The 14,883-nt window shown below is 29.5% G+C and carries 14 protein-coding genes; all 14 read left to right on the forward strand.

Annotated features, from left to right (window positions below; translation table 11 throughout):
• Positions 1 to 6: 6 nt before the first annotated feature.
• The 14 genes from nrdG to glpX all read left to right on the forward strand — a co-directional run bounded on the left by nrdG (position 7) and on the right by glpX (position 14,855).
• Complete coding sequence (gene nrdG, locus FMAG_RS09955) at positions 7 to 513, forward strand: anaerobic ribonucleoside-triphosphate reductase activating protein (protein WP_005886377.1); 507 nt, start codon at positions 7 to 9, stop codon at positions 511 to 513.
• Positions 514 to 766: 253 nt separating this feature from the next.
• Positions 767 to 991, forward strand: a complete 225-nt coding sequence (locus FMAG_RS09960; protein ID WP_005886378.1) for a FeoA domain-containing protein — start codon at positions 767 to 769, stop codon at positions 989 to 991.
• 89 nt (positions 992 to 1,080) lie between these two features.
• A complete protein-coding gene (locus tag FMAG_RS09965) occupies positions 1,081 to 1,311 on the forward strand; it encodes a FeoA family protein (protein ID WP_005886380.1) in 231 nt (76 codons plus the stop codon).
• A 21-nt stretch (positions 1,312 to 1,332) separates the two neighbouring features.
• Positions 1,333 to 3,531: a ferrous iron transport protein B gene (gene feoB, locus FMAG_RS09970; RefSeq protein WP_005886382.1), complete on the forward strand. Its 2,199-nt coding sequence runs from the start codon at positions 1,333 to 1,335 to the stop codon at positions 3,529 to 3,531.
• A 40-nt stretch (positions 3,532 to 3,571) separates the two neighbouring features.
• Positions 3,572 to 3,763: a hypothetical protein gene (locus FMAG_RS09975; protein WP_005886383.1), complete on the forward strand. Its 192-nt coding sequence runs from the start codon at positions 3,572 to 3,574 to the stop codon at positions 3,761 to 3,763.
• Positions 3,764 to 4,212: 449 nt separating this feature from the next.
• Positions 4,213 to 5,457: a TolC family protein gene (locus FMAG_RS09980; protein WP_005886384.1), complete on the forward strand. Its 1,245-nt coding sequence runs from the start codon at positions 4,213 to 4,215 to the stop codon at positions 5,455 to 5,457.
• Positions 5,454 to 6,569, forward strand: coding sequence for an efflux RND transporter periplasmic adaptor subunit (locus FMAG_RS09985; RefSeq protein ID WP_005886385.1), 1,116 nt, complete (start codon positions 5,454 to 5,456; stop codon positions 6,567 to 6,569). Before FMAG_RS09980 ends, FMAG_RS09985 begins: the two co-directional genes overlap by 4 nt.
• Positions 6,544 to 7,221 (forward strand): ABC transporter ATP-binding protein, encoded by a 678-nt coding sequence (locus FMAG_RS09990; RefSeq protein ID WP_005886386.1) that lies wholly within the window; start codon positions 6,544 to 6,546, stop codon positions 7,219 to 7,221. The genes FMAG_RS09985 and FMAG_RS09990 overlap by 26 nt, the downstream gene beginning before the upstream one ends.
• Positions 7,218 to 8,447 carry an ABC transporter permease gene (locus tag FMAG_RS09995; protein ID WP_005886387.1) on the forward strand — a complete coding sequence of 410 codons (1,230 nt, stop codon included), beginning with the start codon at positions 7,218 to 7,220 and terminating at the stop codon, positions 8,445 to 8,447. Before FMAG_RS09990 ends, FMAG_RS09995 begins: the two co-directional genes overlap by 4 nt.
• Before the next feature lie 88 nt (positions 8,448 to 8,535).
• The gene (locus FMAG_RS10000) at positions 8,536 to 10,644 is read left to right on the forward strand and encodes a penicillin-binding protein (RefSeq protein ID WP_005886388.1); all 2,109 of its coding nucleotides are present in this window, start codon (positions 8,536 to 8,538) and stop codon (positions 10,642 to 10,644) included.
• Between the two features lie 8 nt (positions 10,645 to 10,652).
• The gene (gene priA, locus FMAG_RS10005; RefSeq protein WP_005886390.1) at positions 10,653 to 12,962 is read left to right on the forward strand and encodes a replication restart helicase PriA; all 2,310 of its coding nucleotides are present in this window, start codon (positions 10,653 to 10,655) and stop codon (positions 12,960 to 12,962) included.
• Positions 12,963 to 12,991: 29 nt separating this feature from the next.
• Positions 12,992 to 13,501 carry a peptide deformylase gene (def, locus tag FMAG_RS10010; RefSeq protein WP_005886392.1) on the forward strand — a complete coding sequence of 170 codons (510 nt, stop codon included), beginning with the start codon at positions 12,992 to 12,994 and terminating at the stop codon, positions 13,499 to 13,501.
• 10 nt (positions 13,502 to 13,511) lie between these two features.
• Positions 13,512 to 13,793, forward strand: coding sequence for an FtsB family cell division protein (locus tag FMAG_RS10015; RefSeq protein WP_255475349.1), 282 nt, complete (start codon positions 13,512 to 13,514; stop codon positions 13,791 to 13,793).
• Positions 13,794 to 13,802: 9 nt separating this feature from the next.
• Positions 13,803 to 14,855, forward strand: a complete 1,053-nt coding sequence (gene glpX / locus FMAG_RS10020; RefSeq protein WP_005886396.1) for a class II fructose-bisphosphatase — start codon at positions 13,803 to 13,805, stop codon at positions 14,853 to 14,855.
• The last annotated feature ends 28 nt before the right edge of the window (positions 14,856 to 14,883 follow it).

The following is a 14,883-nucleotide window of genomic DNA, read 5'->3' on the forward strand; positions in this document are numbered from 1 at the left end:
TGCAATATGAATTATTCTGGAATAAAATACTCTGACATGATAAATGGAAAGGGTATAAGGGTTAGTTTATTTGTGAGTGGTTGTACTCATAGATGCAAGGGATGCTTCAATAAAGATACTTGGGATGCTAATTATGGAAATCCTTTTACAGAAAAAGAGGAAGAGGAGATATTTTTATACTTTAAAAAATATGGAAAGGCAGCAAAAGGGTTATCCTTATTAGGAGGAGATCCTACCTATTGTAAAAATGTAGAACCACTCATAGAGTTTTTAAAAAAATTTAAAAGTCAATTTCCAGATAAAGATATTTGGATGTGGTCAGGATTTACTTGGGAACAGCTAGAGAAAGATAAACAGAGATTTGAGTTGGTTTCTTTATGTGATGTACTAATAGATGGAAGATTTGACATAGAGAAAAAAGATTTGAATTTAAAATGGAAAGGTAGTAGTAATCAAAGAGTGATAGATATACAAAAAAGTATCTCACTTGGAGAGATAGTGGAGTATCACTAATTAAGAAAGTTACTAGAGATATAAAAAATCAAGAGTGACAAAGATTGATAAAAGTCATTCTTGATTTTTATATTTTTTGATATCTATAATTAAAATATCTTAAAAAAGAAAATTTAAAAAAAGAAAAGTATTAAATAAAAAGAAAATTTGAAATAATATTTTTATATTCAAAGGTTTTCTATTGACAAATTTTTATTTGTATTTTATAATTATTACATAGAATGAAGAAGTATTTCTGAAGGAGAGGATTGATATGGTACCTTTATGTTTTGCTCAAATGAATAAAGATTTTTTAATAAAAGAGATAAAGGGACAAAGAGGGTCAAAATGTTGTCTTTTAGATAAAGGGCTCTGTGTAGGAAATAAGATTCGTGTAATGAATGGAAGCAAAGATTGCTTCATAGTAAAAGTTAATGATAAGATAAAATATGCTTTAAACTTTGGAGTAGCAAATAAAATAATGTTACAAGAGATATAGAAGATATTAACAGCCTGAAAGGGCTGTTCTTATTTAAAATAAAATTTTGTATATCAAAGGATTTAAAAGTTATATATGGAGGAAAACAAATGAAGTTATGTGATTTAAAAAACGGGGAGAGAGCAAGAATTATCAAAATAGGAAGAATAGGGGAGCTAAAAAAGAGATTAGTCGATATGGGAGTTACAGCTGGAGAAATAGTTAAACTAGAAAGAAATGCACCATTAGGAGATCCACAGGAGTATATAGTAAAGGGAACAGGAATAGCTATAAGAAAAGAAGATGCAAAAAATATAGAAGTAGAGAAAGTTGAAGAATAATTTATAGAGGGAGAGAAGGTTATGATAAGATTAGCATTTACAGGAAATCCAAATGTTGGAAAATCAGCTTTGATTAATGCTATTGCAGGTTCAAAGTTAAAAGTAGGAAACTGGCCAGGGGTAACAGTGGAAAAGAAAGAAGCAACTTTTACTTACAAAGGTGAAGAGATAGAGTTAGTTGACTTACCTGGAGTATATAGTTTGAGTCCATACTCATTAGAAGAAAAAATTACAAGAGATTTTATACTTGAAGAGAATCCAGATGTTGTAATTAACGTAGTAGATTCTACAAACTTAGAGAGAAACTTGTATTTAACTTTTCTTATAAAAGAGCTAGAAAAACCTACTATTATGGCTCTAAATCTATATGATGAGTTTGATAAGTTAAAATATAAATTAGATATCAAAGAGTTTGAAAATTTTATGGAGATGAAAGCTATACCAGTATCTGCTCTAAAAGGAACAGGAATAACTGAGCTTATGGATAGAGCTTTAGAGCTAGCTAAAGGAAATAAAAAAGAGAAGTTTTCTTTTCCATTTGATGAAGGGACAAGCACATTAATAAAGGATATTGTAAAAACTATTGAGTCAGATAAAAATTATGAAGAAGCTTTAAAAGTATACTCATCAGAATTTTTAGCTATAAAATTAATAGAGAGAGATACTCATATAATTGAAAAATTAAAAACTAGATTTAATATAGATGCAGAGAAGAGTTTTGAAGAGAAAATATTAAAACTAGAAGATAAATATGATAATGATAGTGAAACAATATTAGCAGAGCAAAGATATGGAAGTGTTAATGGAATTTTAGCTAAGACATTTACTACTTCAATGAAATCAAGATTGGATTTTACTGATAAAGTAGATAAATTACTTTTAAATAGAGTGTTGGGATTACCACTATTTTTCTTAATAATGGCTGGAGTAATGGCTTTTGTTTTCAATGGAAGTGCTCCATTTATTGATTGGGTAGATGGATTCTTTGCAGACTTTGTAGGAAAATATGTAGGTATGTTAGTAGAGGGAACTCCAGATTGGTTAAGCTCTTTAGTTGTAGATGGAATAGTAGGAGGAGTAGGAGGAGTTCTTACATTTGTTCCTGTTATGGTATTCCTATATTTCTTCTTAGCAATTTTAGAAGAGAGTGGATATATGTCAAGAGTAGCTTTCTTAATGGATAAGATTATGAGAAAGTTAGGATTAAATGGAAAATCATTTGTACCTATGGTAGTGGGATTTGGATGTACAGTACCAGCTATATATGCTACTAGAACTATGGAAGATGAAAGTTCTAGAAAGATGACAGCAGCAATGACACCGTTTATGTCTTGTGGTGCTAGATTACCAGTATACGGATTATTTACAGCAGCTTTCTTTGGGGCTAAAGGTGGACTTGTAGTTGTATCTATCTATTTACTAGGAATAGTAATAGCAATTTTAGTAGGACTTGTATTAAAAAATGTAAAAGGGTTTAAACCAGAAAATAGAGCTTTACTTATAGAGTTACCTCCTTATAGAATACCAAGTTTAAAAGTTATTTTGAATTCTACTTGGTTAAGAGTATTTGATTATATTAAAAGAGCAGGAACTGTAATATTAGGAATTATGATGATATTATGGGCTCTTACATATTTCCCAAATCATGGAGATTCAAACTCTTCATATATAGCTAAATTTGGACATACTTTTGCACCTATTATGAAGCCTACTGGTTTTGGAGATAGATGGGAGACAGTGGCAGCTATTCCACCTAGTATAGCAGCTAAAGAGGTAGTAGTAGGATTCTTAGCACAAGCATTACCATTAGAAAATGGAGATGAAGAAGCAGCTGAAGAAGTTGTAGAAGAAACAACTTTTGGACAAGATTTAGCTGAACAAGTAAAAGGACTTGGGGTGGCTATAAAAGACTCTGTAACAGGAATGTTAAGTCTAAATGTATCAGGACTATTTACAACTCCAGAAGCAGATGAGATAGAGGAAGAGGGAAGAGGAATAGTTCAAGCAACTGCTAATCTATGGCCTAATGATGAGTTAGCACCATTAAGAGCTTACTCTTTCATGACATTTATTCTTCTAGTTGTTCCATGTGTAGCTACATTAGGAGCTATCAAACATGAGTTTGGTTGGGGATATTTAGGAAAAGTTGTAGGAATAATGTTGGTAGTACCTTATATAGTATCTACACTAGTATTCCAAATAGGAAGATTTTTCTTCTAATATTTTGTGAAAAATTATCTCTAATGAAAGGAGAACTATTATGAAAACAATTATTTTAATAATAATCATAGCTATAATTGCTTTCTTTGCTCTAAGAAGTGTTGTTAGAGCTTTTAAAGGAGAGGGATGTAGTTGTGGAGATGGTGGTTGTAGCTCTGGAGGATGTTCTTGTGGAGGACATAACCATAGTTCTAAGGAACATAAGTGTAACTGTGAAAACCATCATAATTAAAGATAAAAAAGAATAGTCTAAATTCTTAAATTGAAATCAGAAAATAAAATTATTCAATAATATAAAAGGAAAAAAGTTTACTTTCAATCGCTGGTGCTTACGCAATGCTCATTACAGTAAATTTTTTTCCTTTTCATTTGTTTTTACTTTACCTTGATTTCAATTTAAGAAGATTAGTAGAGACATAAAAAATCAAGAATAACGAAGATTGAGAAGAATAAATAGAGCAAGTCAGCGAAAGTAAACGCTAAAAAACACAACTGTTTAAGTGAAACGAGTTTTGTGTTTTTAGTGAGCTGAGCAATACTTGCTCTTTATTCTTTGAACGAAAGTTAGTCTTGATTTATTTTTATAATTTCTTAAATTACAACATCCTTTATGTTTTGACATAATCAGGACACAAAGTTAATAGATAATAAAAGAAAAAAATATTATAGGAAGGGAGTAAGATGAAGAAGGGGATTTTTTTATTTTTTCTATTGGGGATAATGAGTTATGGAAAAAATATAAGTTTAGATACAATGCTAAAAGAGTTAGATGAAAAATCTTACAATAGAGAAATTTATGAGATACAAAATAAGATAAACAGTGATAAAGAGAAGTATTACAAATTAGATGATTTTAATGGAGTTGAAACAAGTGCTACCTCTAACTATAGTAATATAGAGGATGCCTTTGAAACAACTGGTAGAGTACAGTATGGACCTATATATTTTGAAGGAACAAAAAATTATAACTCAGAAGATGAGGCTGTATATGGAATAGAGAAAAGTTTAAAAGATTTGATTTATTCAGAAAGTAAAAATCAATTAAAGCAGTTGGAATATACAAAAGAGATAGATAGAATAGATTATAAAAAGAATTTAGAGACACAAAAAATAGATTTACTCAATCTATATAAAGAGTATAAAAATAGTGAGTTAGAGATAGCGATAAAGAAAAGTGGTATCGAAAAACTAAGTGTAGAAGAAAAGAAAATGAAGAAATCCTATGAGTTAGGAGCAGTTGCTAAGATAGAATTAGATAGTATCCAATATAGTATAAAAAATATGCAACTAGAAATTGATGTTTTAAAAAGAAATTTATTAAAGTTAAAAGAAAAATTTGCCTATGATTTTGGAATAGAGATAGGAGATAACAGTTTACAGGAGATAGTTCCACCTAGTAAAAATTTTGATATTTATGTAGAGGAGTATGGAAAAAAGGATATAGAGTTATTAGAGTTTCAAAAGAGAAAAATCGAGGAAAATATAAAGTATTTGAACTATGATAATACTATGCCAGATATAACTTTAGGGGTAGAACATAGTAATAAATATGATGAGAATAGAGTAGTTTTAAAGTTTTCTAAAAAATTATTTGATTTGAATATAGATTTAGAAAATGAAAAGGATAACCTGCTACAACAAGAGATAAACTTACAACAAAAAATAAATGAGAGAGAGGGAGAAAAATTAACAATACTCAATAATTATGAAAATTATTTAAAAGAGTATGAGGTAAATAAAAATAATTCTGAATTAGAGTTATCTAAATATAATATAAAAAAATTGGAATACTCTTTAGGAAAAGTTGATTATGTAGAGGTAATGGAATATTTTAATTCATATATAAACTATGAAGTGGCTAAAGAGAAGGCTAAGAATAATCTAAATGGATATATTTATGAAATAATGATAAGGGGAGAAAAATGAAAAAGATAAATTTTAAGATTGTAGGAATAGGAGTAGTAGTTTTAATTCTGTTAGGTTTAGAGTTTATAAGATATAGTAATAGTAAAAAGGTAATGGAAAATCTTACTACCTATAGTGCTATGAAGGTAGGAAGTGGAAATGTAAAGGGCTATATAGATGTAAATGGTAAGGTAGAAGTAAATGATACGAAAAAAGTCTTTGTAGATAAAAAATTAAAAGTAGATGAGGTATTTGTTCAAGAGGGAGATTTTATAGAAAAGGGACAACTTTTAATGACTTTTGATGAAACAGAGAGAAATAATATAGAAAGAAACTTAGAGAGAGAGAAGTTAGCTCTATCTAAATTAAAAAGAGATTACAATGTTGAAAAAGAGCTATATAAAATAGGGGGAAGTTCAGCTAATAGTGTAAAAGAGTTGGAAGAGGAGATAAGAAAAGTAGAGATAAATATAGAGGAGTATGAAGAGGATCTAGCAAAAACAGCTGAGAAAATATTGAGTCCAGTAAGTGGGACTATAACCTCTCTTACAGCTCAAGAGAACTATCTAGTTGATACAGATTCTCCACTTATGGAGATAGCAGATTTATCAGATATAAAAATAGTTTTAGAAGTACCAGAGTATGATGTAAAAAATGTGTATATAGGACAAAAAATACTTCTAAAACCTGAGGCTTTTGAAAAGAAAAAAAGTTTTCCTGGAAAAGTAACAAAAATATCTAAGATTTCAGAGGTGTCAGAGACAACTTCAGAAAATATATTAGAGACAGAGGTAAAACCAGATGAAGTTATTCCATATATAGTTCCAGGATTTAAAGTAACTGCAACTATATATTTAGATGAACAAGAGAGCGAGATTATTGTGCCTAAAACATCTGTATTAGAAAGTGATAAAAAATATTTTGTAGTGGTAGCTAATAGTGATGGAATTGTAAAAAGACAGGAAGTGGAGATAGAAAATCTTGAAGGGGATAATGTAATTGTAAAAAAAGGATTAACAGGAAGTGAAACTATACTCATAACTCCAGATGAAAGTTTACAAGATAATCAAAAAGTAATACTACAAATGAGAGGTAGAGGTAGCCAAAATGTTAAAAGTGGAAATGCTAAATAAATATTATATAAATGGTGAGATGAAGCTACATGCTCTAAAGAATATAAACTTTGAAATAAGAAAAGGGGAGTATGTAGCTATAATGGGAAGTAGTGGAAGTGGAAAATCTACAATGATGAATATTTTAGGTTGTTTAGATAGAGAGTTTGAGGGGGAATACACACTAGATGATATAAAAATATCTCAGATAGATGAGAAAGATATCTCTAAAATAAGAAATCTGAAGATAGGGTTTGTGTTCCAAGCTTTTAATCTTCTCCCTAAATTGACAGCCCTACAAAATGTAGAGTTACCATTAGTATATGCAGGTGTACATAAAAATGAAAGAGAAAAAAGAGCCAAAGAGATGTTGGAGAAAGTAGGATTAGGTGAGAGAATACATCACAAACCAAATGAGTTATCTGGAGGACAGAAACAAAGGGTAGCAATAGCTAGAGCACTGGTAAATAATCCAGCTATAATTTTGGCAGATGAACCTACTGGAAATTTGGATAGTGTTTCAGAAAAAGAGATAATGGAACTTTTTACAGAATTAAACTCTCAAGGAAAAACTATAATAATAGTTAGCCATGAACCAGAGGTAGCTCAATATGTAAGAAGAATTCTACTCTTTAAAGATGGGGAGATAATAAGAGATGGTGATAGCAGATGAATTTTTTAGAAAGTTTAAAAAGTGCTATTCAAAGTATAAAAGGAAATAAGATGAGGTCATTCCTTACAATGTTGGGAATAATAATAGGAATCTCTTCTGTGATAACTATGTCATCTATTGGAAAGGGAGGACAGGAGAGTATAACAGGAGATTTAAAAGAGGGGGGATATGGAAAATTTAATATCACAATAGACAAAACTGATGAGAATTTTAGATGGAAATATCTTTTAAATGAGGATATAGTTGAAAAATTACAAGCAAGTAATAAGTTTAAAGCGGTAAGTCCTAAAATAAATAGTAATTTTGGAATAAAGATAGGTGAAAGTAATAGAAGACAGATGGTAATGTTCAATGCCACAACTCCAGATTATGAGGAGATAGATAGAGTGAAAATACTCTATGGAAGAAATTTACTCCCTTTTGAATATGAAAATAGTGAGAAGGTAATAACTATAGATAATATTACAGCAAAAGATTTATTTGGAAATGCTAGAGCTGCTTTAGGACAGAAGTTAGAGATTTTTAAAGGAAGATTTGGAAATCCACAGACTTATAAAATAGTAGGAGTATATCAAAATCCATTGGAACAGATGATAAAAGTAATGGGAGGGAAAAGAGTACCTAGATTTGGAAGAATGCCTCTTCCTACTTATGAAAAATTATATGATAGTTCTCAAACAGGATATACTACTATAATATTAGAATCTAAAACACCAGAGGATATGGCTCTTAGTATGACAGAAGCTAGAACACTATTAGAAACAATAACAAGTGAAGCTGAATTGTATGATATAAATGTAGAAAATAATGGAGCTGCTTCTTTTGATAGCATACTTACTACTCTCAATATATTTGTTACTTTTGTAGCAGGAATCTCTCTTTTTGTAGGAGGAATAGGAGTAATGAATATAATGCTTGTAAGTGTTGTAGAAAGAACTAAGGAGATAGGAATAAGAAAAGCTATAGGTGCAACAGATTTTGATATTTTATCACAATTTTTAATGGAGTCAATTATATTGACTGGAATAGGAGGAGTACTAGGAATAGGTTTTGGAGTTTTGTTAGCTGTAGTTATAGGATATTTTATAGAGATAACTCCAGTTTTTTCTCTAGTGACGATACTTATATCCCTGATAGTATCAATGGGAATTGGAATAATTTTTGGAGTTACTCCAGCAAAAAAAGCTGCAAAATTAAATCCAGTAGATGCTCTTAGAGCTGAATAAATAAAAAAACAATAGAATAAAAAAATAAAGTAACAAGAATTTAAAAAATTTGGTATAATTAAATAAACAAAAACTATGGAGGAAAAAAGTGAAATACCTAAAGATAATTACTCTACTTTCAACTTTAATGGGGATAGGGGTTTCAGTTTATTATAAATTATATCTATTAACTATTTTTTTAGTCTTGTTACTTTTTTATTTTTTACATATTTTTATGAAAAAAAGAGAGTACCATAGAGCTAATAATTTTAATAAAAGAACAATTTTAGCATCTAATGTTATTTTGTTTGTAGTTTTATTAATAGTTGTAAGATTGACTCAAGTTCAACTTTTTAACTATGAAACATATGAGAAAAAAGCTATTGAACAGATAAGAAAAAATGATAAAAGTTATGGAAATAGAGGAAATATTTTTGACAGCAATGGAAAGAGTTTAGCTTTTAATAAAAACATATATATGTTGGGAATAAATCCTAGTGCTATATATGATAATGAAGATAATTTAAAAGGAATAGAAAAAATATTAGATGAGCCTTATATTAGAAAAAATAAAGAGAAACTTTTAAGGGAGATAAAAGAGGGGTATGAAAAAAATAGAAAGTATAAGGTAATAGCTAAAAACTTAAGTGAGAAACAAAAAGAAAAAATTCAAGAGATAGTAAAAAAATATAAAATTACAAGAAATATAGTACAGTTTGACAGAAGTATAGAGAGAACTTATTATAAGCCTGAAATTTATAAAAATTTAGTTGGATTTATAGGCTATACTAATAGTTCTAATGCCTATAAAATAGGAGTATTTGGTTTAGAAAGACAGTATGAGAGATATTTAAAAGAGAAGATTTTGGAAAGACAAAATATCTATACAAAAAATAGGGGAATGAAGTTGCCATTTTCAAAAGAAAATATAAAAGTAAGTTTAAATGGTAAAAATCTTCATACTACAATAGATAGTGATATACAATTTATTTTAAATGATGAGGTTAGAAAAAAATTTATCTCTTCTGGTTCAGAAGAAGCATATGGAATAATAATGGATCCAAATAATGGAAAAGTACTAGCTACTTCATACTATACTATTTTTAAAAATAGAGCACTTAGAAATCCTATATTTCAAAATCAATTTGAACCAGGTTCTATTTTTAAGCCTATAATTGTAGCTTCAGCCCTTGATGCTGGACTTGTAAGTAAATATACTAAGTTTGATATAGGAGATGGAAAAATAACAAAGTATAGACATACTATAAAAGAAGCTAGTAGAAATACTAAAGGAGTTTTAACAACAGAAGAGGTACTGAAAAAATCTAGTAACGTTGGTATGGTTATGATAGGGGATAAATTTACTAATCAGGAATTTGAAGAGTATCTTAAAAAATTTGGCTTCTATGATAAGACAGGAATAGATTTTCCTGGAGAGATAAAACCATATACCATACCTTATAAAAGATGGGATGGATTAAAAAAGAGTACTATGTCCTTTGGACAGGGGATAGCTGTTACACCAATTCAGATGATTACAGCTTTTTCCTCTCTTATAAATGGGGGAATTTTATATGAACCACGTCTTGTAGAGAAAATAACTGATGAAAATGGAGTAGTAGTGAGAAGAAATCCTACTACTCAAGTGAGAAGAGTTATTTCTGAGAAGCTTTCTAATGAGATGAGAGATATGTTAGAAAAAGTAGTTAGTGATGGAACAGCTAAAAGAGGAGAGGTTTCAGGATATAAGGTAGGAGGAAAAACGGGAACAGCTCAGTTAAGTACAAAGGGAGGATACTTAAAAGAGAACTATCTTTCTTCATTTATTGGTTTTTTTCCAGTGGAGAGACCTAAGTATGTTGCTTTAGTAATGTTTTTAAAACCTAAGGGAGAAACTGTGTTTGAAAAATATGGTGGAGCAACAGCAGCTCCAGTTTTTGGTGAGATTGTAAAAAGAATAACAAAAACAAAAAATATATTATCAGAAAATATATCCAGCCTTTCTCAAGTAAAAAACTTTGAAAATGGATATAAAGAGGAATTAAAAGATGTATTGATGCCAGATTTAAAAGATTTAAATCCTAAAGATGTAATACAGATTTTTAAAAATAGTGGAATAGAAGTAAAAGTAAAAGGAACAGGACTAGTTAAAGAGCAGTATCCTAAAGCCGGAGAGTCATTACAAAATGTAAAAGCGATAAGAATAGTTTTAGAGTAGGAGATAATATGAGATATTATAAGATTTATGTGGATAATACTAGAGAACTATATACATATGAAGATAGAGAAGATAAATATGAGGTAGGAGATAGAGTAATTATATCTTTTAGAGGAAAACAAAGGACAGGACTTATAATAGCTCAAGATACTAATGAAGAGAAAAATTATAGAGTTTTACCTATTCAAAAAAGAATGGAAAACTCTATAAAACTTTCGGAAAATTATATAAAACTTTTAGTCTGGATAAAAAATTACTATATGAGCAGTTATGAACAAGTTATAACCTCAGCTATTCCAAGTGGATTAAGTGTAAAATATGAAAAATTTTATTTTCCTAGAGATATTGTGGAATTTTTAGATACAGAAGTAATCAGTCCTGAGATAAGAGAGTATTTTAGAAAAAGAGTGAGTATAACTAAGGGAGCTCTAAGTAAAAATTTTGGTCTAGATAAAATAAATTCCCTTTTGAAATCTGGATTACTTCTAAAAGATGGAAAGGTAAATATAGTAGTAGATTATTCAAAAATTTTAGATTTAGAATTGGTGGAAAAAAATATCTATGAGTATTTTAAAAGAAGAGAGAAAGTTAAAGAAGAGACTCTTGAAAAAATATTCCCTAAAAAAGAGTTAGAAAAGCTTTTAAAAGCTGGAGATTTAAGATTAGAAAAATTTATAAAAGCTGAAGAGGAAAAAGTAGAAGAGATAGATGAGATAGAGATTGAAAGTAGAGATAGGGAGTTAAATGAGGAACAAAAAAAAGCAAGGGAAACAATAATCTCTGGTATAGAAAAAAACTATCTTTTAAAAGGAGTTACAGGTTCAGGAAAAACAGAGGTATATATTAGTATTATAAAGTCAGCTTTTAATAAGGGAAAGGGAAGTATCTTTTTAGTTCCAGAAATCTCTCTTACTCCACAGATGATAAATAGATTTAAAGGGGAGTTTAAAGAAAATATTGCTATACTTCACAGTAAACTTACAGCAAGTGAAAGAGCAAAAGAGTGGTATAATATCTATATAGGAAAGAAAAAAATTGTATTGGGAGTTCGTTCAGCTATATTTGCTCCTGTTGAGAATTTAGGATATATATTTTTAGATGAGGAGCACGAAACCACTTATAAACAGGATAATAATCCTAGATATAATGCTAAGCAGGTAGCTATAAAAAGAGCAGAATTAGAAGGAGCAAAACTCATTCTTGGTTCAGCTACCCCATCTATTGAAACCTATTATTTTTCACAAAAAAATCTTTTCAAACTGGTTGAATTAAAAAATAGATATAATAATGCACTTCTTCCAGAGATAGAGATAGTAGATATGAAGGGAGAAGAGAGTATATATTTTAGTAAGAGACTTTTAGAAGAGATAAGAAAAACTCTATTAAAGGGGGAGCAAGTTCTTTTATTGTTAAATAGAAAAGGCTATTCTACATATATTCAATGTAAAGATTGTGGATATGTAGAGGAGTGTTCTCACTGCTCTATAAAATATAGTTACTATGCAAGTCAAGGGGTACTTAAGTGTAATTATTGTGGAAGAGTAAAAAAGTATACAGGCCATTGTAGTAAATGTGGAAGTTCTAACCTTATACATAGTGGAAAGGGAGTAGAGAGGGTAGAAGAGGAGATAAAAAAATATTTTGATGTAAGAGTCATTAGAGTTGATTCTGAGATGTCCAAGGATAGAGAGTTTTTTGAAAAGATGTATTTTGATTTTTTAGAAAAAAAATATGATATAATGGTAGGGACACAACTTATATCAAAGGGATTGCATTTTCCAAATGTAACTCTAGTAGGAGTTGTCAATGCTGATACAATATTAAATTTTCCAGATTTTAGGGCTGGAGAGAAAACTTTTCAATTGGTTACACAGGTAGCTGGAAGAGCTGGAAGAGGGGATAAAAAAGGAAGAGTTATAGTTCAAACATATCAAAGTGAACATCCAGTTTTTAAAAGAGTAAAAGAGAGTGACTATGAAGGATTTTATAGTGAAGAGATAGGAAATAGAGAGTTATTGGAATACCCTCCATTTTCAAAGACTATTAATATAGGAATATCTTCTAAATATGAAAAATACTTAGAAAATTTTGTACAAGATTTTTATAGAGATATAAAATATGATGGAGTAGAGCTCTATGGACCTATGAGAAGTATGGTGTATAAGGTAAAGGATAGGTATAGATATAATATTTTTATAAAAGGAAGTATAAAAGAGATAAATAATTTTAAAAAGAAATTAAAATTAAAGATTACAAATTATGAAAAAAATGATAAAATTAGAATAGTGATAGATATAGATCCTATCAATTTAATTTAAAAATAAAAAATTTATATAGAGGTGAATAGATGATTTACGAAATAAAAAAGTATGGTGAAGCTGTACTTAGAGAGGTAGCTCAAGAAGTAGAAAATATTGATAATGAGATACTTGAGATACTTGATAATATGGTAGAAACTATGCATGAAGCTAAAGGAGTAGGGCTTGCAGCTCCACAGGTAGGAATTAGTAAAAGAATGTTTGTATGTGACCAAGGAGATGGAGTTGTAAGAAAGGTTATTAATCCTATTATTACTCCAATGACAGATAAGCTTATGGATTTTGAAGAGGGATGTTTAAGTGTTCCTGGAATTTATAAGAAAGTACAAAGACCAGAAAAAATAAAAATTGATTACTTAAATGAAAAGGGAGAAAAGGTTTCAGAAGAGGTTGAAGGATTTTTAGCAATAATTATGCAACATGAATTTGACCATTTAGATGCGGTATTGTTTGTAGATAAAATTTCTCCTATGGCTAAGAGAATGATAAATAAAAAATTACAAATGTTAAAGAAAGAAACTTTAAAAGAAAATAAGTAAGGTGTAAATGATGATAGAAAATAGGGTTGGAAAATTTTTATTATATGGTATAATCCTTTTGAACATATACTTTTTTGTACCCTATATGTATAGAAGCTATGTAAAAATGGAAAAATTACAGAGAGAGCAGAATGATATAAAGGAAAAAATAGAGCTAGCAAAAAATAAAATAGAGGATTATAATAGACGAATAGATAAACTTGAAGATGATTTTCAAAGAGAAAAAATTGCTAGAGACAAACTTCAAATGGTAAAAGAAAAAGAAGAAATCTATAGATTTATTAATAATTAGGAGGAAAAGATGAAAAGAGAATTAGCACTAGAATTTGCTAGAGTTACAGAGGCAGCTGCATTAGCCGCTCACAAATGGGTAGGAAGAGGAGATAAAGAAGCCGCTGACCAAGCAGCAGTAGATGCTATGAGAACTATGTTAAATAGAATCTCAATAGATGGAGAGATAGTTATAGGAGAGGGAGAGATAGATGAAGCTCCTATGCTATATATTGGAGAGAAAGTTGGAAGAGCTAATCAACCAGAAAGTGAATTAGAAGAGGGAGAAACATTAGATGGATGTTCTCCAGTAGATATAGCTGTAGACCCAGTAGAAGGAACTAGAATGACTGCTCAAGGACAAGCAAATGCTATTACAGTTCTAGCTGTTGGAAATAAGGGAAGTTTCTTAAAAGCTCCAGATATGTATATGGAGAAATTAATAGTAGGTCCGGAGGCAAAAGGGGTAATTGATTTAAATAAACCTCTTATAGAAAATATTCATAATGTTGCTAAAGCATTAAATAAAGATTTAAAGGATATGATGGTAGTTGTATTAGATAAGCCAAGACATACACAAATTATAAAAGATTTACAAAAATTAGGAATAAAAGTATATGCTTTACCAGATGGAGATGTAGCTGGTTCTATCCTTACTTGTATAGTAGATTCAGATGCAGATATATTATATGGTATAGGTGGGGCTCCAGAAGGAGTTATCTCTGCTGCTGTAATTAGAGCTTTAGGTGGAGATATGCAAGCTAGATTAAAACTTAGAAGTGAAGTTAAAGGAGTAACTTTGGAAAATGATAAAATCTCTAACTTTGAAAAACGTAGATGTGAAGAGATGGGATTAAGAGTTGGAGATGTATTAAAGATGGATGACTTAGTAAAAGATGATGAGGTAATATTCTCAGCTACAGGAATTACTAGTGGAGATTTATTAGAGGGAATAAAAAGAAAAGGAAATATTGCTAGAACTCAAACTTTAGTAGTAAGAGGAAAAAGTAAAACAATAAGATATATTAATTCAGTTCATAACTTAGATTATAAAGATGAAAAAATAAGCCATTTAGTAAAATAGTAATAAAGAGGAGTTATTACAGAAAGTA

Origin of the sequence: Fusobacterium mortiferum ATCC 9817, assembly GCF_000158195.2 — a bacterium.
Classification (GTDB): domain Bacteria; phylum Fusobacteriota; class Fusobacteriia; order Fusobacteriales; family Fusobacteriaceae; genus Fusobacterium_A; species Fusobacterium_A mortiferum.